The 18,648-nt window shown below is 60.3% G+C and carries 18 protein-coding genes; 3 read left to right on the forward strand and 15 right to left on the reverse strand.

Annotated elements, in window-relative coordinates:
• The first annotated feature begins 44 nt into the window (after positions 1 to 44).
• Complete coding sequence (locus VIL80_RS16205; RefSeq protein WP_332037131.1) at positions 45 to 1,724, forward strand: NAD-dependent malic enzyme; 1,680 nt, start codon at positions 45 to 47, stop codon at positions 1,722 to 1,724.
• 43 nt (positions 1,725 to 1,767) lie between these two features.
• Here the strand turns inward: VIL80_RS16205 and VIL80_RS16210 are convergent, their stop codons facing one another.
• From VIL80_RS16210 to VIL80_RS16235, 6 genes are all read right to left on the reverse strand, one after another.
• Entirely contained in the window at positions 1,768 to 2,673 is a 906-nt protein-coding gene (locus VIL80_RS16210; RefSeq protein WP_332037132.1) for a polyphosphate kinase 2 family protein, read from the reverse strand.
• Between the two features lie 31 nt (positions 2,674 to 2,704).
• On the reverse strand, positions 2,705 to 4,393 hold the full coding sequence (locus tag VIL80_RS16215; RefSeq protein WP_332037133.1) for a SulP family inorganic anion transporter: 1,689 nt from the start codon (positions 4,391 to 4,393) through the stop codon (positions 2,705 to 2,707).
• 75 nt (positions 4,394 to 4,468) lie between these two features.
• Entirely contained in the window at positions 4,469 to 6,364 is a 1,896-nt protein-coding gene (locus VIL80_RS16220) for a DUF885 domain-containing protein (protein ID WP_332037134.1), read from the reverse strand.
• A gap of 99 nt (positions 6,365 to 6,463) precedes the next feature.
• Entirely contained in the window at positions 6,464 to 7,324 is an 861-nt protein-coding gene (locus tag VIL80_RS16225) for a mechanosensitive ion channel family protein (protein WP_332037135.1), read from the reverse strand.
• Positions 7,325 to 7,531: 207 nt separating this feature from the next.
• The gene (locus tag VIL80_RS16230) at positions 7,532 to 8,596 is read right to left on the reverse strand and encodes an NAD-dependent epimerase/dehydratase family protein (protein WP_332037136.1); all 1,065 of its coding nucleotides are present in this window, start codon (positions 8,594 to 8,596) and stop codon (positions 7,532 to 7,534) included.
• Between the two features lie 53 nt (positions 8,597 to 8,649).
• Entirely contained in the window at positions 8,650 to 10,785 is a 2,136-nt protein-coding gene (locus VIL80_RS16235; RefSeq protein WP_332037137.1) for a prolyl oligopeptidase family serine peptidase, read from the reverse strand.
• 168 nt (positions 10,786 to 10,953) lie between these two features.
• Between VIL80_RS16235 and dtd the strand changes: the two genes are divergently transcribed.
• The gene (gene dtd, locus VIL80_RS16240; RefSeq protein ID WP_332037138.1) at positions 10,954 to 11,400 is read left to right on the forward strand and encodes a D-aminoacyl-tRNA deacylase; all 447 of its coding nucleotides are present in this window, start codon (positions 10,954 to 10,956) and stop codon (positions 11,398 to 11,400) included.
• Here the strand turns inward: dtd and VIL80_RS16245 are convergent.
• On the reverse strand, positions 11,331 to 12,437 hold the full coding sequence (locus VIL80_RS16245; protein ID WP_332037139.1) for an aminopeptidase: 1,107 nt from the start codon (positions 12,435 to 12,437) through the stop codon (positions 11,331 to 11,333). The two genes, dtd and VIL80_RS16245, sit on opposite strands and share 70 nt — an antisense overlap.
• 73 nt (positions 12,438 to 12,510) lie before the next feature.
• On the opposite strand from VIL80_RS16245, the gene VIL80_RS16250 reads away from it, so the two are divergent.
• Positions 12,511 to 12,747, forward strand: coding sequence for a hypothetical protein (locus VIL80_RS16250; RefSeq protein ID WP_332037140.1), 237 nt, complete (start codon positions 12,511 to 12,513; stop codon positions 12,745 to 12,747).
• A gap of 40 nt (positions 12,748 to 12,787) precedes the next feature.
• Here VIL80_RS16250 and tatC read toward each other — a convergent pair whose 3' ends face one another.
• The 8 genes from tatC to ubiE all read right to left on the reverse strand — a co-directional run.
• Positions 12,788 to 13,534: a twin-arginine translocase subunit TatC gene (gene tatC, locus VIL80_RS16255; RefSeq protein WP_332037141.1), complete on the reverse strand. Its 747-nt coding sequence runs from the start codon at positions 13,532 to 13,534 to the stop codon at positions 12,788 to 12,790.
• Between the two features lie 45 nt (positions 13,535 to 13,579).
• Positions 13,580 to 14,242 (reverse strand): Sec-independent protein translocase protein TatB, encoded by a 663-nt coding sequence (gene tatB / locus VIL80_RS16260; protein ID WP_332037142.1) that lies wholly within the window; start codon positions 14,240 to 14,242, stop codon positions 13,580 to 13,582.
• A 29-nt stretch (positions 14,243 to 14,271) separates the two neighbouring features.
• Positions 14,272 to 14,517, reverse strand: a complete 246-nt coding sequence (tatA, locus tag VIL80_RS16265; protein WP_332037143.1) for a twin-arginine translocase TatA/TatE family subunit — start codon at positions 14,515 to 14,517, stop codon at positions 14,272 to 14,274.
• A 60-nt stretch (positions 14,518 to 14,577) separates the two neighbouring features.
• Complete coding sequence (locus VIL80_RS16270) at positions 14,578 to 14,925, reverse strand: phosphoribosyl-ATP diphosphatase (RefSeq protein ID WP_332037144.1); 348 nt, start codon at positions 14,923 to 14,925, stop codon at positions 14,578 to 14,580.
• Between the two features lie 8 nt (positions 14,926 to 14,933).
• Complete coding sequence (gene hisI / locus VIL80_RS16275) at positions 14,934 to 15,344, reverse strand: phosphoribosyl-AMP cyclohydrolase (protein WP_332037145.1); 411 nt, start codon at positions 15,342 to 15,344, stop codon at positions 14,934 to 14,936.
• Between the two features lie 117 nt (positions 15,345 to 15,461).
• Entirely contained in the window at positions 15,462 to 17,099 is a 1,638-nt protein-coding gene (gene ubiB / locus VIL80_RS16280; protein ID WP_332037146.1) for a ubiquinone biosynthesis regulatory protein kinase UbiB, read from the reverse strand.
• A gap of 4 nt (positions 17,100 to 17,103) precedes the next feature.
• Positions 17,104 to 17,760, reverse strand: coding sequence for a ubiquinone biosynthesis accessory factor UbiJ (locus VIL80_RS16285; protein ID WP_332037147.1), 657 nt, complete (start codon positions 17,758 to 17,760; stop codon positions 17,104 to 17,106).
• A gap of 200 nt (positions 17,761 to 17,960) precedes the next feature.
• A partial coding sequence (gene ubiE / locus VIL80_RS16290; RefSeq protein ID WP_332037148.1) for a bifunctional demethylmenaquinone methyltransferase/2-methoxy-6-polyprenyl-1,4-benzoquinol methylase UbiE occupies positions 17,961 to 18,648 on the reverse strand: 688 nt, incomplete at its 5' end.

The raw sequence follows: 18,648 nt of genomic DNA on the forward strand, positions 1-18,648 counted from the left end.
CGTCCGCACCTGAATCGCGGTAATTTACCGACCAGAAAAGATTTATGAGTCAGAAAGATAAACGTCCGCTGTACATTCCCCACGCCGGTCCTTCACTGCTGGAAATCCCGCTGCTCAACAAGGGCAGTGCCTTCAGCCTGCAAGAGCGCATTGAGTTCAACCTGATCGGTCTGTTGCCGAACAATGTGGAAAGCATCAAGGAACAGGTGCGCCGGGCCTACCACCAGTACCAGCAGTGCCGCACGGATCTGGAGCGCCATATTTACCTGCGTGCGATTCAGGACGACAACGAGACGCTGTTCTTCCACCTGATCGAGCAGCACATCGAAGAGATGCTGCCGATCATCTACACCCCCACCGTGGGGGCAGCCTGTGAAGAGTTCTCCAATATCTACCGCAACCACCGCGGGCTGTTCGTGTCCTACCCAGATCGCGAGCACATGGACGACATCCTGCGCAGCGCCACCAAGGAGAACGTAAAAGTCATCGTGGTCACCGACGGTGAGCGTATCCTCGGCCTCGGCGACCAGGGCATCGGCGGTATGGGTATCCCCATCGGCAAGCTCTCCCTGTACACCGCCTGCGGCGGCATCAGCCCGGCCTATACATTGCCGGTGATGCTGGATGTGGGCACCAACAACCGCACCCTGCTGAACGACCCCATGTACATGGGCTGGCGCAACGAGCGTATTTCCCAAGAGGAGTACGATGAATTCCTGGATCAGTTCATCGCCGCGGTCAAACGCCGCTGGCCCAAGGTACTGATCCAGTTCGAGGACTTCGCCCAGACCAACGCCATGCCGCTGCTGAACCGCTACCGCGACAAGGTGTGCTGCTTCAACGACGACATCCAGGGTACCGCCGCGGTGGCACTCGGCACCATGCTCGCGGCCTGCAAGGCCAAGGATGAGGCGCTGTCCAAGCAGAAGGTGCTGGTGGTGGGTGCCGGTTCCGCCGGCTGCGGCATCGCCGAGCAGGTGGTGGCGGGGATGGTGAACGACGGCCTGTCGGAAGAGAAAGCGCGCCAGCGCATTTTCATGTTCGACCGCTACGGCCTGGTCACCAGTGACATGAAAAACCTGCACGACTTCCAGCAGAAGCTGGCCCAGAGCCCGGAAAAATATCCCCAGGCGTCTGAATGGGACCTGCAGGCGTTGATCGAACAGGTGAAACCCACCATCCTCATCGGCGTGTCCGGCCAGGGCAGCCTGTTCACCCAGCCGGTGATCGAGGCCCTGCACAAGGGCTGCAAGCGCCCGTTGGTGATGCCGCTGTCCAACCCCACGTCCCGCGCGGAAGCCACGCCACAGGAAGTGCTGGAGTGGACCAACGGCGAGGCGATGGTCGCCACCGGCAGTCCGTTCAGCCCGGTGGAGCTGAACGGCGAACAGTACGCGATCGCCCAGTGCAACAACGTGTATATCTTCCCGGGCATCGGTCTCGGCGTCATCGCCGGCGGTGCCACGCGGGTGACGGAAAACATGCTGATGGCGGCGTCCAACGCGCTGGCGGAAAACGCGCCGGTGGTGAAAGACGGCAGCGGTGCGCTGTTGCCGCCGCTGTCGCAAATCCGCGAAGTGGGCAAGGCCATCGCCATGGCCGTAGCCAAACAGGCGCAGGCGGACGGCGTCGCCCCGGGCATCTGTGAAGACAAGCTGGTTAAACTGATCGAGAAAAATTTCTGGTCGCCGGACTACCGCCGTTACCGTCGCGTGGCTTTCTGATCAGAAGCCGCAGATTGGCGCGGGCCAGTAAAGCCCGCGCCGATTATTTTTTATTTTTCTTGTTTTGTTTCAACTCGCTATTTTTCCCTTCTTCCTGGGTAATCATTCCCTGCCGCACCTCGGCCCGATCGAGGGCATGATATTTTTTGCGGATGCTGTCGATATCTACCGTTGGCTCCGGGAATTCCATATTTAACGACTCCAGCGCGCGCACCACGATGTGGGAAATCGCCAGGTTGCGGAACCACTTGTGGTTCGCCGGTATCACGAACCAGGGCGCCTGGCTGGTACTGCACTTATCCAGCACATCTTCAAACGCCGCGGTGTATTCATTCCAGTAGGGGGCTTCCGCGTAATCGCTGTCACTGATTTTCCAGTGTCGGGTCGGATCCTCGATGCGTTTGCGGAAGCGCTCCAGCTGTTCTTCCGCATCGATGTGTAGATAGAACTTCAGTATCAGGGTGTTGTTGTCGGCCAGTAGCTGTTCAAAGTTGTTGATGTGCTGGTAGCGCCCGGACCAGACACTTTCCGGCACCATCTTGTGTACCCGCTGGATCAGTACATCTTCGTAGTGGGAGCGATTGAAAATCGCCACGTGACCGCGCGCGGGTGCCGCCCTGTGGCACCGCCACAGAAAATCGTGGTCGGCCTCTTCCGCGGACGGCTGCTTGAATCCGGTGACGGTGCAGCCCTGCGGGTTCATCGCCCCCAGCACATGGTTGATGGTGCCATCCTTGCCCGCGGCGTCGCGCCCCTGCAGGCAGATCAGCAGTGAACGCTTGTGCTCCGCGTACAGCAGGTATTGCAGTTCGCGCAGCCTGCGTGCGTATTCTTCGATAACCGGCAGCGCGGCTTCATGGCTTTTGTGCTCCCCATGATAGGAGGCATCGATGGCCGCCAGCTTTACCCGGCTGCCGGGCTTAATCTTGAATTCTTCGAAATAGTTCACGATGCGGCTCTCCTGCGATGGCCTGCAATGGTCAGATTTCTGTAGCGGCGGCCACCACCGCATTCAGGCCGGGATAAATGGCATCCTCCCCCACCAGCGCGCAGACCTGCGCCAGCGCGCGGGTGGATTCACCCAGCATGACGGTGGTGAACAGCAGGCGGATGCCCTGGGCGGAGAGCGTGCGATGGAGCTTGGCCAGCGCCTCGGCTGCGGTGAAATCCACATCGTCCACCGCAGAAAGTTCAATACAGAAGCAGCGCAGGTGGGGCTCCGCCGCAGCCACCAGTTGCGTGACCTCGTCGGTGAGCCGCTGCGCGTTGGCGTAATACATGCTGTGGTTGAAGCGGTAGATGATCAGCCCGGGTACCGCCTGCATGCCGCTGGCTATGGGCCGCGCGCGCCAGCCCTCCCCGGCAACCGGCACCAGCAGGACATTGGTGGGGTTGTAACCGTGGCGGGTATGCACCACCAGCGACAGTGCCAGCGCCAGCATGATGCCCTGTTCGACGCCAATCAAAACCACCGTCGCCATGGTCACTACCGCAACCCAGAACTCCAGTGGCCGCGTGCGGTAAATCTCCTGCAGGCCGCGCAGATCGATCAGCTCCAGGCCTATCAGGAACACCACCGCAGCGAGCACCGCGTCCGGCATATGCCCGAGGGGCCGGGTCAGAAACAGCAGCACCAGCAGCGCGATCACCCCGGCGGTGAGCATACTGAGCTGGGTGCGACCGCCAGCACTGTTGACGATCTGGCTCTTGGTGGGGCTGCCGTTGACCACAAAGGTACCGGTGAGTGCGGCGCCGAGATTGGCCGCGCTGAGCCCCACAAGATCCGCCTCCTCGTCAAAGCGTTCGCTGTAGCGCTCGGCGTAGGCGCGGGCGGTGGCGGCGCTCTGCGCGAGAATCACGAAACAGATGGCGAACGCGGTTGGCATAAGCTCCACCAGCAGCTGCCGCTCCCAGTGGATTTGCGGCAGGCCGAATTCCGGAAAGCCGGCGGGGATTTCGCCTAGCACCGGCAGGTGTCGCTGCAGGTCCAGCGCCCAGCTGGCGCAGGTCGCGGCAATCACCGCGATCAGCGCACCGGGAATGCGCGGCGAGCGCTTTTTGCAAAACAGGATCAGCATCAACGCAGCCGCGCTGATGCCAATGGCGTAAACATTGGTCGCGTCCAGGTTGCGCACGGCTGCGTGGAGTTTTTGCCATTCATCGCCACCCGCTACCTGCAGCCCGAGCATCGCCGGCAACTGCCCGAGGGCCACCTGGATGCCGACACCGGATAGAAAACCGATCAGTACCGTGCGCGAGAGAAAGTTGGCGAGGAAGCCGAGGCGCACCAGCCGTGCCACCAGTAACAGAAATGCCGCGAACAGGGCGGTCACTGCGGCCAGCGCCACATAGTGCGCGGATGAGGTTGCCGCGATACCGGCGAGGCCTGCGGCCAGGATCGCCGCGGTGGCTGAATCAGCCCCCACCACCAGGTGGCGCGACGCGCCCAGCAGGGCGTAAATGAACAGGGGGACAATCAGGGTGTAAATACCCGTGACCACGGGCATGCCGGCAATCTTCGCGTAGCCCATCACTTCGGGGATCGCGAGTGCCGCGAGGGTGATACCGGCGAGCATTTCCGCCGGTATCTGTCGCGCGCCAAGGGGCCTGATACCGAGTAGTACCGGCCAGGCCCCCGCAGCAGGTCTGCCTTCAATACGCTTGGGCATTGCGCCCGTCCTGTTTACTCCGGGACTGTTAAGCGTAGTTCAGCCCTAAAGCCTAATTCAGCTCTAAAGCCTGGCTCAGCCCTGTTTGACGCTGTCGATCCACGCGTTTACACGCTTCTCCAGCAGCGGCAACGGCAGTGCACCACCACCGAGTACGGTGTCGTGGAAAGCGCGGATATCAAACTGGTCGCCCAGTTCTTTCTCGGCCTTGGCGCGCAGTTCCTGGATCTTCAGCATGCCGATCTTGTAGGAAGTGGCCTGTCCCGGCAGGGTCAGGTAACGGCGCACTTCGGAGCGCACCGCGCCTTCCGGGATGGCGGAGTTGTCGAGGAAGTATTCCACCGCCTGTTCCTGGCTCCAGCCCTTGGCGTGCATACCGGTATCCACCACCAGGCGGATGGCGCGCCACATTTCCGCGGTCAGGCGACCAAAGTCCTTGTAGGGATCGCGGAACTGGCCCATCTCCTTGGCCAGCGCTTCGGAGTAGAGCGCCCAGCCTTCCACGTAAGGGGTGAAATGTGCCTGGGTGCGGAACTTCGGAATGCCTTCCAGCTCCTGGGCAATAGAGATCTGCATATGGTGGCCGGGGTTACCCTCGTGGTAAGTCACGGTTTCCATATCGGTGGTGGACAGCGCACTCATATCGGACATGTGCACGTAGTAGGTGCCCGGGCGGGAACCATCCGGAGTACCGGGCTGATAATGCTGGGCGCCGCCGGGTACCTCACGGAAGGCCTCCACGCGCTTCACCACCAGGCCCGCCTTCGGCAGGATACCGAAGAATTCCGGCAGTTTATTCTGTACGTCATCCAGGAAGCCCTGGGTTTCCGCCAGGTACTCTTTGCGACCTTCATCGGTGTTCGGGTAGTAGAACTGGTCGTCGGTGCGGATGAAGGTGAAGAACTCCTGCAGGTTGCCCTTGAAGCCCACCTGGTCCTTGATACCTTCCATCTCCTTGCGGATGCGCGCCACCTCGTCGAGACCGATCTGGTGCACTTGCTCGGCGGACAGCGGCAGGGTGGTGTAAACGGAAAGGCGGCTGTTGTAGAACGCCTCACCGTCCGGCAGGCTGGATGCGCCCTTGGCCTCTTCGCTGGCGTTGGTGCGGTCCTTCTGCAGCCATGCGATATAGGCGTCATAGGACTGCTTGAATTCGCCATTCAGAGCCTCGGCCACGGCACTTTGCAGGTTCGCCGCGGCCTGCTCGTCAATCTTGCCGTCTTTCTTCAGCGCGTCGATCTTGCTGCTGGCGTCCGCCATCAGCGGCGCGTCGTCGCCATCGCCAAAGGGTTTACCGGAAATGACTTTCTGCGCGCGTTCGATCGCCAGGTCATAGGCAAAGCGCGGCGGGCGAATACCTTTTTCCGCAGATGCCTGTGCGCGCTCCAGGATTTGACCCAGTGCGCGACCGGAAGCGCCGATACGGCTGATGTAATCGCGCATGTCCTGCTCGGTATCCACCTTGTGCTGGTTGATCAGGAAGGTGGGGAACTGGTCCTCCGGACCACCCAGCTCACCGGCAAAGTAGCTGTGCTCCCAGAAGGGCTTGCCGGCTTCTTCCTGTTCGTACTGGAAAATCCACAGGTCGTAGGATTCCTTGCCGGCGGCGGTCAGCTTGTCGTAGGCGAACTTCTGCTTCATTTCCTCTACGGTTTTTGCCTTCCAAGCCAGCTTGCGCTCATCGGCGGCGCGGCTCATATCGTCGATCTTGTCGTACTGTTCCTTGCGGCCCAGATAGCTGAGCTGGATCGGGCTGAACTGCAGCTCTTCCTCGAATTTCGCGTCGAACCATTCACCGAGGCGCTTGGTTTCCGCCTCCTGGTCCACTTCAGTAACAGAAGCCGCTTCACCCGCTTGTTGTGTCGCGGTAACGGCACCAGCTTCCAGCTGAGCATCTTTCTTAGGTTCTTCACCCTGCTGACAGCCCGCAATAACGGACGCGATCACCAGACTCAGGAGCGCTTTACGCATAACAGTCGCCTCTAATGATTTATGTGTGTGTTCAATTTCAGCCGATCCGCTGCTGCAGATACATGCAACAGCTGAGCAGACGGCATTGGATCTGTGTTGTTAGGGATTTTCCGCTGCGGTGCGCGCCTTATCCACGAGTTTCTGCTCGCCGCCATTGACGATATGCAGCTCGCGCTGCGGGAACGGAATAGTGAGCCCCTCCGCTTCCAGTGCCGGCTTGAGTTTTTTCATCAGCGACCAGTACACGTCCCAGTAATCGTCGGTGGTGGTCCAGGCGCGCAGATGCAGATTCACCGAACTGTCCGCCAGTGCGCGTACCGCGTACGCGGGTTCCGGCTCGGCGAGAATGCGCGGCTCTTCCGCCACCAGCTTACGCAGCACGTTCATACCGGTTTCGATATCGTCGCCGTAGGCAATACTGGCGATGATCTCGATGCGGCGGCTGGCATTGCGGGTAAAGTTGGTCAGGGTCTCGCCCCACACCTTGTCGTTGGGGGCGGAAATTCGCAGGCCGTCCGGCGTGTCCAGCTCGGTGGTAAACAGGCCGATCTTGCGCACGGTGCCGATGGTACTGCCGAACTGGATGGTCTCACCCACCCGGAAAGGGCGCAGCCCCAGCAGCACAAAACCGGCGGCAATGCACTGCAGGGTGTCTTTCAGGGCGAGGCCAACGGCGATGCCCGCGGCACCCAGCAGCGCGACCAGGGAGGTGGTATTGGCTCCGAAAATGTCCAGCACCACCAAGCCGCCGATTACATAGGTGCCCCACACCGCGAGGGTCTCCAGCACCGGGATCAGGGTCTCGTCGATGCCCTTTTCCCCCAGGCGATTGATCCCGCGGGCCACGATTTTTGCCGCGATCCAGGTGACCAGCAGTGCCAGCAGTGCCCAGAGCACGTTGAGCCCCACGCCCATCATCACAGGCCAGAGTTCTTCCAATTGCGCTTTCAGTCCATCCACAAGTACATCTCCCTTGTCAGCGGTTGCCAGAACGAATCGCACAAGAATACGGCAAGTGAACCGACGCCGACTAGGCTCAGGTCACAGGCTAACGCTTATTTCTGCGGGGATTTCCGGTTTATTGCCCGCTGCCGGAGAAGAAATAGTGCTGGATCAGCTGCAGGATCAGCAGCGTCAACACCAGCACAAATACGAGATTGCGGCGGTTCACGATGCTTTTCTTTCGACCTCTCTTTCTACCCCGGTACTTGCTGCGGTCGACGCAGTCCCATCCGGTGCGCGCAACAGCCCCTCGCTCACCAGCCAATCGCGGGACTCCCGCAACATTTCTTCCAGGCTCAAATCGGTGCCGTAGCCCAGTTCGCGCTGTGCGAGACTGCTGTCGGCCGCCGTGCGCCGGGTGAGCATCGCGGCCTTCTGCGGTGTTACCGCCGGTTCGCGCCCGGTGAAACGGGACACAATGCCGGACAGCGCAGCGATCGCGCGGATGGCAAATGCCGGCGTGGTGCGCGTCGGTGCGGGCACACCCACCAAGCGGGCAATGATGCCGAAAAATTCGAGAAAACTTGCATCGGTGCCGCCGAGGATATAGTTCTGGCCGCAGCGTCCACGCTCAAACGCACTGATATGCGCCCGCGCCACCGCCCCCGCATAGCAGAAGGAACCACCGCCTGGGGGCACCCCCGGCAGAGTGTTTTCCGCGAGCATGAAGAAGGTCTGGGCCCAGCTGGATACATCGTATTTACCGACGATGCCGCAGGGATTCAGGAAAACCGCGTCCAACCCTTTGGCAATTTCTTCCCGCACCGCGTTTTCCGCGTGCATTTTCGAGTAGTGGTAGTGATATTTGGGATCGTTCGCGCACTGCGGACTTTCCTCGCTGAGGACGCCCTGCTGGTAACCGTACGCGGAGATCGAACTGGTGACGATCATGCGGCCCGGCTTGGTTTGCGCGGCAAAATGCTCGCGCGCCGCCCGTGCCAGATTAGCCGACCCCACCACATTGTCCTGCCACTGCTGGGCGTCACCGCCGCGCCACATACTGGTGTTGCCGGCTAGGTGGAACACCGCGTCCAAATCCTTCGGCAGCGCCGCGCGCAGGGAGTCGATATCATCCAGCGATGCCGCCACCGGCGTAGCGCCCAGCTGATGCAGGCGCGCGACGTTCGAGCCGGGGCGATGCATGGCGATCACTTCCCAGCCATCAGCAACTAACTGTTCGATCAGATTGGCACCGAGAAAGCCGGTGCCGCCGGTTACAAATGCGCGCATGTTATCTCTCTTTTACTGCGAGGGCGGTGGATACCGCCCATTAAATAGCGAGCTTACTTAATTTCCAGGCCCAGTTCATGGGCGAGAAACGCGTACTGGTTGGTAAAATCTTCCACCTGCATCCACACTGGCTTGCCCGCACCGTGGCCCGCGCGGGTTTCCACTGCGAGATAGATCGGGTTGTCACAGCCCTGGTCCCGCTGCAGTGCAGCGGCGAATTTGTAACTGTGCCATGGAACTACGCGATCATCGCGATCCGCGGTGGTGATCAATGTGGCCGGGTAGCAGGTGCCTTTGCTGGTGTTGTGCACCGGCGAATAGGCGTAGAGCGCAGCAAACTCGTCCTTGTTTTCCGACAGGCCGTAGTCGCTGGACCACTGGCGCGCGTTGGCGGAAGCGGTGTGGTAGCGCAGCATATCGAGCACGCCCACAATCGGCAGTGCCACCTTGAACAGGTCCGGGCGCTGCACTTCGGTCGCTCCCACCAGCAGGCCGCCGTTGGAGCGTCCCATGATGCCGAGCTTTTGCGGTGACGTGATTTTTTCAGCAATCAGCCACTGGGCTGCGCCGATAAAATCATCGAACACGTTCTGCTTCTGCAACTTGGTGCCGGCCCTGTGCCAGTCGCCACCGTACTCACTGCCGCCGCGCAGGTTCACCATCGCCAGGGTTCCCCCCATATCCAGCCAGCCGGCAAAACGGGTGTAAAACTGGGGCAGCTGCGCCGCATTAAAACCGCCGTACCCGTACAGCAGAGTGGGGTTGTTACCGTCTTTTTTCTGGCCTTTTTTGTGCACCAGGAACAGCGGCACACGGGTGCCATCCTTACTGGTGAAAAAGTGCTGACTCACGGTGTAATCAGAAAAGTCCGCAGGGTACTTCGGCTGTTTAACCTTTTCACTTTTCCCGCTATCCACGTCCAGCTTATAGATGCTCGGTGGCGTCAGGAAATTGCTGAACGCGTAGTAGGTTTCGCTGTCATCCGGCTCACCGTAGAAACCCTCCACCGTGCCCATCCCCGGCAGTTGCAGTTCGTACTGCTGCTTGCCGTTGAGATCGGTAACCACCACCTTGGATTTTGCATCTTCCAGGTAATGCAACACGAAACGCCCGCCGATCAGGCTGGCACTCTGCAGCGCATTTTTCTGTTCCGGCACCAGGGTTTTCCAGTTGGCTTTTTCCGGCTGGTCCAGATCGATGGCAACAATTTTGCCGTTGGTTGCGTCCGCATTGGTTTCAAAATAAAACGTTTTGCCGTTGTTACCGAGATAGCTGTAGAGCGCGTCCCAGTCATTCAGCAGTTTGACCACCGGCGCTTTCTCATCGCGCAAGTCCTTGTAGTAAACGCCATTGCTATCGTAACCGTCGAAAATTCCGAAAATCAGGTAGTTGCCGTCGTCACTGACCTGCGCTTCCGGATTGCGGGTGGCGTGGTCGGTAATTTCATACACCAGGCGATCGCGACTCTGGGGCTCGCCAATCTTGTGGAAATACACCGCCACCTGTTTGCTGTCGTCTGCAATGCCGTCTTCATTGAAGGGATAGCGGCTGTAGTAAAAACCGGATTCATCCTTGGCCCAGCTGGCACCGCTGAATTTGATCCCGGTGAGGTGATCGGGAATCATGCGGCGGGTTTTCAGGTCGCGCACATGGTAGTCGGTCCAGTCGGTGCCGCCGTCGGAGGTGCCGTAGGCGAGATAGCGGCCATTCGGGCTCACGGAGTAATTCTTCGCGGCGATGGTGCCGTCCTTGCTCAGGGTGCGCGGGTCGAGCACGACACCGCCGTCCTGATGGATATCCCGGGTGCTGTAAAACACACTCTGGTCCCAGCTGCCGTCGTTGTATTCGTAGAAAACCTGTCCGGCCTTTTTGTACGGCACCCCGTACTGCTCGTATTGCCACAGTTCGGTGAGGCGATCGTTGATTTTCTGCCAGCCCGGCAGCGCCTTGAGCGCGGGGAGCGAGAATTCGTTCTGGGCCGTCACCCAGTCCTTCACCGGCTGTGAATCCTGATCCTCCAGCCAGCGGTAGGGATCGCTCACGCTGATGCCAAAATAATCGTCTGTCTGTGGGACGCTCTTGGTTTGCGGATACGCAACTTCAACCTTGCCGGTGGCGGCGGTATAGGTGGTGGCAATGCCACCTGTGACCGCAACGGCGGCAAGCAGGGCGATGACTGTCTTTTTCATGCAAGGCTTCCGGTCTTTATCCAGGGGTGCGGGGGTTTTCGGCGTTTTGCTATTTACTCTCGGAGTGGTCGATGCCGGTTTAAGGAACCTTTACACTCGGCTGCACAGACCCTAAGCGATTCGCCGTCGGGGTTCCAGAGTGCCAGTGCAGTTTAGGGGAGGATTACGATGAAAGGCCTGATACAGCGGGTAAAACACGCAAAAGTAGAAGTTAACAGTGAATCCGTCGGGGCCATCGACCACGGTATTCTACTGCTGCTCGGAGTAGAGGCGAGCGATAGCGAGGAGACCGCGGACAAACTGCTGCACAAGGTCATGCACTACCGCATTTTCAGCGATGAACAGGGCAAAATGAACCTGAATGTACAGCAGGCCGGCGGTGGTTTGCTGGTGGTGAGCCAGTTCACCCTGGTGGCCGATACCGCGAAGGGATTGCGCCCGAGCTTCAGCCGCGGTGCGAGCCCGCAGCAAGCGGAAGCGCTGTACGAGTATTTTCTGCGGCGCGCACGCACCATCATGCCAGTAGAGCTACCAGTGGCCGGCGGTCAGTTCGCCGCCGACATGCAGGTATCACTCTGTAACGACGGCCCGGTAACCTTCTTGTTGGAGGTTTGAGTAATGCCAGCATTCTCCGCTCGCTTACCCAGTTCCTTGAGCCTCGCTTTGCGCGAGTCCTTGGGTTCGCCGCCCAGCCGTTCTACCGCGGTGTAAAACGCCTCCCAGTCGCTGCCACTGTCTCTGTACAACTGCATAAACGCAGGCACCTGTGACTGGTACTCGCTCACCAGCGCCAGGGTGGCGTTGTTGGTTTTCTCCACCAGGCGCGTGAACTGCTCATCCTGCTCCCAGCCCTTGGATGCCTCGCGGTAGCAGTGGCGCAGCTGACGGAGTGTGCGTGCCTTTTGCTCGCGCTTTTCATCGTCGCCGAGGTCCGAGGCGTAAATACCCTGCAGCTGCTTGCGCGCACTCACCATCAACCCGTTGACGCGCTGCGCCTGCGCCACGCTCTCCAGCTTCGGCGCGGGAATTCCCTGGCGGCGGCGCCACTCGGGCAGCGCGATGCGCGACACCGCGGTGGCAAAACTCTCGTTGAACTGGGTATCCCCGGAGATATACACCCGGCGGTGCGCCAGTTCGTGAAACAGCAGGCCCGCCAGGCGGTCCGGCTGCCAGTCAACGAAGCTCGATAGTACCGGGTCGTCAAACCAGCCCAGCGTGCTGTAAGCGGGCACCGGGCCGAGATACACATCGTAGCCCTTGGCGCGCAGGTCCGCGGCCCGTACCTCCGCATCGCCCTTGTCGAAATACCCGCGGTAACTGGCGCAGCCCGCAATCGGGTAGCACCAGCGTTTCGGGGACAACGAAAACTCCGGCGCCGCCACCAGGTTCCACAACGCGTACTCCCCCTCAAGCTGGGTGAACTCGCTGTAGGCACTGCCCACCGGCAGGTACAGTTCGGCGCCGGCATAGGAGCGGATAGCCCGTACCCACTGCAATTGCCGGCGGAGTTTCGCGTCGGTCTGTTCGTCCGTCAGCAGGCGGTCAATGGGCTTGCGCCCGGCGAGAATCTTGAGCTGGCCGGTGGCGGCCTGGGAGTAGAAGTGGATGGTTTCACAACCGCCGAGCAGGGTACTGGCCAGGAGCAAAGCCACGCGCCAGTTACGGCCAAATCGGGGGAAAAGAGCTAATTTTGTCAGCAGTGGGAATTTTTTCAGGGAGTCGTCCATGCCACCTGTCGCCGCTTTATCGCTGGTAGTTACGCTGGTGCTGGGTGCCGTGCTGTGGATTTACCTGCTGCGGGTCTGCTTTGCGGATTCCACCCTGCTCGGCATCATCGCCCTGTTTCTGCCACCGCTGGCCCTGCTGTCGCTATTGCCGCAGTGGAAATCGCACCGTCAGCTGTTTGCTCTGGCGCTCGGTGTGCTGGGCTGTATCAGCATAGCGGCTATATTGGCGAACTGAACACGGCCGTTGAAATGGTGCGGAGAATTCCGCACCACGATCATGACTCTTCTTCGGGAAGCTCTTCGCGCTTGCCGCGCTTGATCCAGCGCCCGAAAAACACGCCGATCTCGAACAGCAGCCACATGGGCACCGCCAGCAGGGTCTGGGAGATCACGTCCGGCGGGGTCAGCAGCATGCCGACGGCGAAACAGGCGACGATAACGTAGGGGCGTTTTTTCGCCAGGTCCTGTGCCGATACCACACCACTCCAGATCAGCACGATGGTGGCAATGGGAATTTCAAACGCGAAACCGAAGGCAAAAAACAGCTTGAGTGCGAGATCCAGGTAACTGCGGATATCCGGCATCACCTTGATATCCGCATCCGCCGAGCTGATAAAAAATTCAAAGATCAGCGGAAATACCACGTAGTAGGCAAATGCCATACCCGCGTAAAACAACATCACGCTGGAAAACATCAGCGGAGCGATCAAGCGTTTTTCGTGCTTGTACAGGCCCGGCGCGATAAATGCCCAGAACTGGAACAGCACAAACGGAATGGCGATGAAAAACGCCAGTACGAACGTGGTTTTGAACGGGGTGAGGAACGGCGAGGTGACCTCGGTGGCAATCATGCCCGCGCCCTCGGTCAACCGCGCCTGCAGCGGGTCGGCGACGAAATCGTAGATGTCGTTGGCAAACGGCGCCATGCAGGCAAAAATCGCGATCACAACCAACAGGGTTTTCAGCAGACGATCCCGCAGCTCGATCAGGTGCTCGATAAACGGTTGTTCCCTATCAGTCATGGATAGCCACTCGGGAGAAATTATTGGTCACTCGGGAAAATTCGCTCATTGAGGCTTGTCTTCCGCCGGTGTCGACTTATTGTTAGGCGAAGCTTCGGGGGGCTCAATGCCAGACGCGGTTTCCGGATCGACCTTGTCCACTTCCGCCCACGCATCGTCGTCCTCGTACTTGAAGTGGTCGGGGTGGTGGGGGTTGAATTCCGGGTCGCCGTGATCGTGAAGGTGCTCCGGATATTCCGGGTCTTCGAGATCCTCGTCGATCTCATCATCTTCCGGCAGGTATTCATCGGCGCGCTTCGCGCCGGCTTCCTGTTCGGGGAGATAATCCTGCGCAACACGCAGCTGGTCCGCTTCCGGGTCCGGTTCGGATACCGGAGCCGGTTCCACCCCCTGCTTGAGGGCTTCCGCCTGGCGCTCTACGTCCTTCAGATCCTGCTCGAACTTGCGCTCCGCATCCTTGAACGTGCGCTCCATTTCTTCCTTGCTCTCGCGCAGCTCGCGAAGAACCCGCTCGTTGTGTAATTCGCGGCGAATCTCATCTGCGCCGACCTCGCGCTCCAGTTCTTCGCGGGCGCTGCCGAGGGTCTGCTTGATCTGGGTCCACCAGCGCACCGTGGTGCGCACGGCGTCAGGGAGGCGCTCGGGGCCAATGACCACGAGGCCGACGATGCCTACCAATAGCAGTTCAAAAAATCCGATATCAAACACGCGTCAATCGCTCAGTGGCCTGCGGAGGATTATTTGTCCTGGGACTGCTTTTCTTCACTAGAGGTTTTCTGCTGCGGCTTCACGCTGTCGTCTTTGCCCAGTAGCTCCGGATCTTTCTCCTCGTCTTCACCTTTCTTTTCTTCTTCCTTCATGGCCTTCTTGAAGCCCTTGATAGCACCACCGAGGTCGCCGCCGAGATTGCGCAGGCGCTTGGTGCCGAAGATCAGCAGTACGATGACCAGCAGGATCAGTAATTGTTGCCAGCTAATACCCATGTGAAATGCTCCTGAAAATGTTCTTGGTTTTGTGTCGATCCCGCCATTGCGGGTTTTTGATCAATCCTGCTGGCGCGCAGCCTTTTCTTCCAGCCCGGATAGGCCGAAACGACGGCCCAGCTCGTCGAGTACCTCGCGGGAGTCGCTGCCGAGATGTGCGAGCATCACCAGCGAGTGAAACCAGAGGTCGGCGGTTTCACCGATCAGCGCCTTGTGCTCGTCGCTGTCTTTGCCCTTGCCCTCGGCATCCTTGGCGGCAATAACCAGCTCGGTGGCTTCCTCGCCCACCTTTTCCAGAATCTTGTTCAGGCCCTTGTGGTGCAGGCTCGCCACATAGGATGCCTCCGCATCCCCCTGCTGCATGCGCAGCCGCAGCACCCGGTCCAGTTGTATCAGCATATTGCTCATGACGGCTTCTATTTCTCTGCCTGTTTTTTGTCGGCGTAGATCGTTTCCGGGTCGGTAATCACCGGCTGGCGGATCTGCCACTGGCCGTTTTCCAGCACCTGGTAAAAGCAGCTGGTGCGCCCGGTATGACAGGCTATGCCACCCAGCTGTTCCACCAGCAGCACGATGGTGTCACCGTCGCAGTCGAGGCGGATTTCCCGCACCTGCTGCACATGCCCGGAGGACTCGCCCTTGCGCCACAGCTTGCCGCGAGAGCGCGACCAGTAGACGGCGCGCCCTTCTTCTACCGTCAGTCGCAGGGACTCGGCATTCATCCACGCCATCATCAGCACCCGCCCGGTTTTCACATCCTGGGCTATGGCTGGCACCAGGCCGTCGCTGTTCCAGCTGACCGCTTGGGTGAAATCGGTTTCACTCACGATTCGCGTCCTTACTGCATTCGTTATTGTAGGCTGACCCGGCGCCATCCCCTGTGGCCTTTGCCGTCGCGCCTTTGGTTAACAGTTTGTCGTCACAAACTGCTCAGGCAACAAGCTTCACGGCCACAGCAACAGGGCCAGTGCCGCAGCACCCAATGCCCAGCTCATGGCCGGCACCTGTGCCAGCAGGCCGGGGGAGGCCAGTAACGCGGCGCCCGCCGCCAGCAGGCCACCGACAATCATGCGCGCGTAGCGCGCCCGCCCACGGCGCCGGCTGCTCACCAGCTGTTCACTCAGGTGCTGCAGCTGCGGCCCCAGCTCCCGCCCCTGCTCCAGTGCGGAAAACGCCAGTTGCGGCAATTGCGGGAATTTTTCCAGCCACTCCGGGCCATATCGCCGGATTTCACCGACGATTGTCTTGGGGTGAATACGCTCACGCATCCACCGTTCCAGAAATGGATGGGCAGTCTTCCACAGATCAAGCTGCGGATAAAGCTGGCGCCCCAATCCTTCGATATTCAACAGGGTCTTCTGCAGCAACACCAGCTGCGGCTGAACCTCCATATCGAAGCGCCGCGCGGTCTGGAACAGGCTGATCAGCACCCGCGCGAAGGAGATTTCCCCGAGGGGTTTCTCGAAGATCGGCTCGCACACCGAGCGAATCGCCGCCTCGAAGGCGTTGACCGGTGTATCCCGGCGCACCCAGCCGCTCTGCACGTGCAGCTCCGCCACCATACGATAATCGCGGCGGAACATGGCCAGCAAATTACGCGCCAGATAATACTGATCCTCGCGGGTCAGGCTGCCGACGATGGCGGTGTCGATGGCGATATATTTGGGCCGCTCGGGGTGCTCGCGGGATACAAAGATATTCCCCGGGTGCATGTCTGCGTGAAAGAAATTGTGCTCGAACACCTGCTTGAAGAAGATCTCCACCCCGCGCTCGGCCAGCAGCTCCATATTGGTATTCTGCGCCCTGAGCTGCGCCAGATCCGTCACCGGAATACCGTGGATACGCTCCAGCACCAGCACATTCTCGCGGGTGTAATCCCAATGGACCTCGGGAATATACAGCAGGGGGGAGTTGGCAAAATTGCGTTTCAGCTCGGAGCCGTTGGACGCCTCGCGCACCAGGTCCAGCTCGCCCTCGATGGTGTGACGGTAGTCTTCAACCACCTCCACCGGGCGCATACGGCGGCCGTCCGGCAAATAGCGCTCTATCCAGCGCGCGATGTGGTGCAGCAGTTCCAGATCCTGCTGGATCACTTTGTCGATGCCCGGTCGCAGTACCTTCACCACCACCGCCTGGCCCGGTTCGCCGTTCTTGCCTTTCAGCCTCGCCGCGTGCACCTGGGCAACGGAGGCGGACGCCAGCGGCGCGCGCTCGAATTCCGCGAACAGCTCGTCCACGGTTGCATCCAGTGCCGCCTCGATGCGCGCGATGCACTGGTCGGCGGGGAAGGGTGGCACATTGTCCTGCAGCTGGTTCAGCTCCTGCACCATATCCGGCGGCAACAGGTCCGGGCGGGTGGACAGCAGCTGGCCGAACTTCACATAGATCGGCCCCAGGTCCTCCAGCGCACGACGCAACCGCTCACCGCGGCCGATATTCTTCGCTTTAGTGCTCTGCGGCAGCAGCCTCGCCGGCGCCCACAGTGCACGCAGCCACAGGGGCTGGTGCTCTGCCGGAATCAACTCATTCAGGCGGTAGCGCAGAAACACCCGCGCAATGGTCAGACTTCTCGCAATCGGCACGTCTCTACTTCTCCCCGCCGTCGCTCTGGTTCCGGCCTTCAATCTTGCGGCGCAGAATTTCAATGCGCGCCTCCAGCCGGTCCACCCCTTGGGTAAAACCGGCCACATCTTCCGCAAACGCCTCAAACTGCGCCTTCGGCGGCGTCATCCGCCACTCCTCACTCACCGCCTCAGCACCCGCTTTTGGTGCCGAGCCCAGCGCGCCCTTCAGCCAGTTCGCCGCCATGCGCATTCCAGTTCCCAGCTGATGCGCCGGCGCATCGCCAATCAGCTTCGCCAGCGGCTCCTCCCAGTCGATATCCAGATCCCGCAGGATGGATTGCAGTTCCGCCAGCAGCGCACTGGAACCGCGTACTGTCACCCCCAGCTTGGCCGGCGTGGCATCGCGGTTTTTCAGCAGCTGCAGGAAGGCCAGCGCGGAACCGGACAGCTCCGTGGTCACCTCACCGCTCCAGCGGCTGTGCACCTCGATATAGCCGCCTTCATCCTCGTCATCGATGACAAGAAACAGGTTCATGGAAGGCGCACTGAGATTCACCCCCAGCACCTTGCCCGCCAGTCTACCCAGGCGCGCGCGGCTGCCCGGGTCGTAGCGCAGGGCGGTGTTGATGGCGGATTCCAGGGTGGCGTCGAAGCCGGCGCGGAAGGTGGGATCGGTCATTATTAAAAGGCTTGTCCGTGTGAGATGGGCGGAAGTGAAGGTGCGGGTGGCGGTACCCCCTCGTGAGACCTTCCGCGAGAGGGACCTCGCGGAAGAGCCCCCAGGGATGGGTTCACGGCGTGTCTCACGAGGGGGTACCGCCATCCGAACCGCCACAGAATGCATTAAAGAATGCGGACCGCCACGGATAACAATAAGAACTAGGGCTTGATGCCCTTGTGCAAAGCCACAATACCACCGGTCATATTGTGGAACTCGCAGTCCACAAAGCCGGCGTCGCTCATCATGTCTTTCAGGGTTTCCTGATCCGGGTGCATGCGAATGCTCTCAGCGAGATAGCGGTAGCTGTCCGCATCGTCCGCCACCAGCTTGCCCATAAACGGCAGCAGGCGGAAAGAATACTGGTCGTAGACCTTTTCCAGCAGCTTCGACTGCGGCTTGGAAAACTCCAGCACCAGCAGGCGGCCGCCGGGCTTCAGCACCCGCAGCATAGAGCGCAGTGCCAGATCTTTATCCGTCACATTGCGCAGACCAAAGGCAATGGTGATGCAGTCAAAGGTATTGTCGGGAAACGGCAGGTACTGGGCATCCGCCTGTACCGTCTCCACATTGCCGGCAATACCGCGGTCCAGCAGGCGATCGCGCCCCACCTTCAACATTGAAGCATTGATATCCGCCAGCACCACCTTGCCGGTAGGGCCCACAATGCGGGAAAACCGCGCCGTCAGGTCGCCGGTGCCCCCGGCGATATCCAGGATCGTCTGGCCCGGGCGCGCCGCCGACAGCTCAATGGTGAAACGCTTCCACAGGCGGTGAATACCGCCGGACATCAGATCGTTCATCACATCGTAGCGCGCCGCCACCGAGTGAAAAACATCTGCCACCCGC

Origin of the sequence: Microbulbifer sp., assembly GCF_036563125.1 — a bacterium.
GTDB lineage: Bacteria > Pseudomonadota > Gammaproteobacteria > Pseudomonadales > Cellvibrionaceae > Microbulbifer.

Bases quoted from the DNA above. Each gene is read 5' to 3' on its own strand.
- VIL80_RS16205 (WP_332037131.1), top strand. From the start codon at position 45: ATGAGTCAGAAAGATAAACGTCCGCTGTACATTCCCCACGCCGGTCCT.
- VIL80_RS16215 (WP_332037133.1), bottom strand. From the start codon at position 4,393: ATGCCCAAGCGTATTGAAGGCAGACCTGCTGCGGGGGCCTGGCCGGTA.
- VIL80_RS16220 (WP_332037134.1), bottom strand. From the start codon at position 6,364: ATGCGTAAAGCGCTCCTGAGTCTGGTGATCGCGTCCGTTATTGCGGGC.
- VIL80_RS16230 (WP_332037136.1), bottom strand. From the start codon at position 8,596: ATGCGCGCATTTGTAACCGGCGGCACCGGCTTTCTCGGTGCCAATCTG.
- VIL80_RS16235 (WP_332037137.1), bottom strand. From the start codon at position 10,785: ATGAAAAAGACAGTCATCGCCCTGCTTGCCGCCGTTGCGGTCACAGGT.
- dtd (WP_332037138.1), top strand. From the start codon at position 10,954: ATGAAAGGCCTGATACAGCGGGTAAAACACGCAAAAGTAGAAGTTAAC.
- VIL80_RS16250 (WP_332037140.1), top strand. From the start codon at position 12,511: ATGCCACCTGTCGCCGCTTTATCGCTGGTAGTTACGCTGGTGCTGGGT.
- tatC (WP_332037141.1), bottom strand. From the start codon at position 13,534: ATGACTGATAGGGAACAACCGTTTATCGAGCACCTGATCGAGCTGCGG.
- tatA (WP_332037143.1), bottom strand. From the start codon at position 14,517: ATGGGTATTAGCTGGCAACAATTACTGATCCTGCTGGTCATCGTACTG.
- VIL80_RS16270 (WP_332037144.1), bottom strand. From the start codon at position 14,925: ATGAGCAATATGCTGATACAACTGGACCGGGTGCTGCGGCTGCGCATG.
- VIL80_RS16285 (WP_332037147.1), bottom strand. From the start codon at position 17,760: ATGACCGATCCCACCTTCCGCGCCGGCTTCGACGCCACCCTGGAATCC.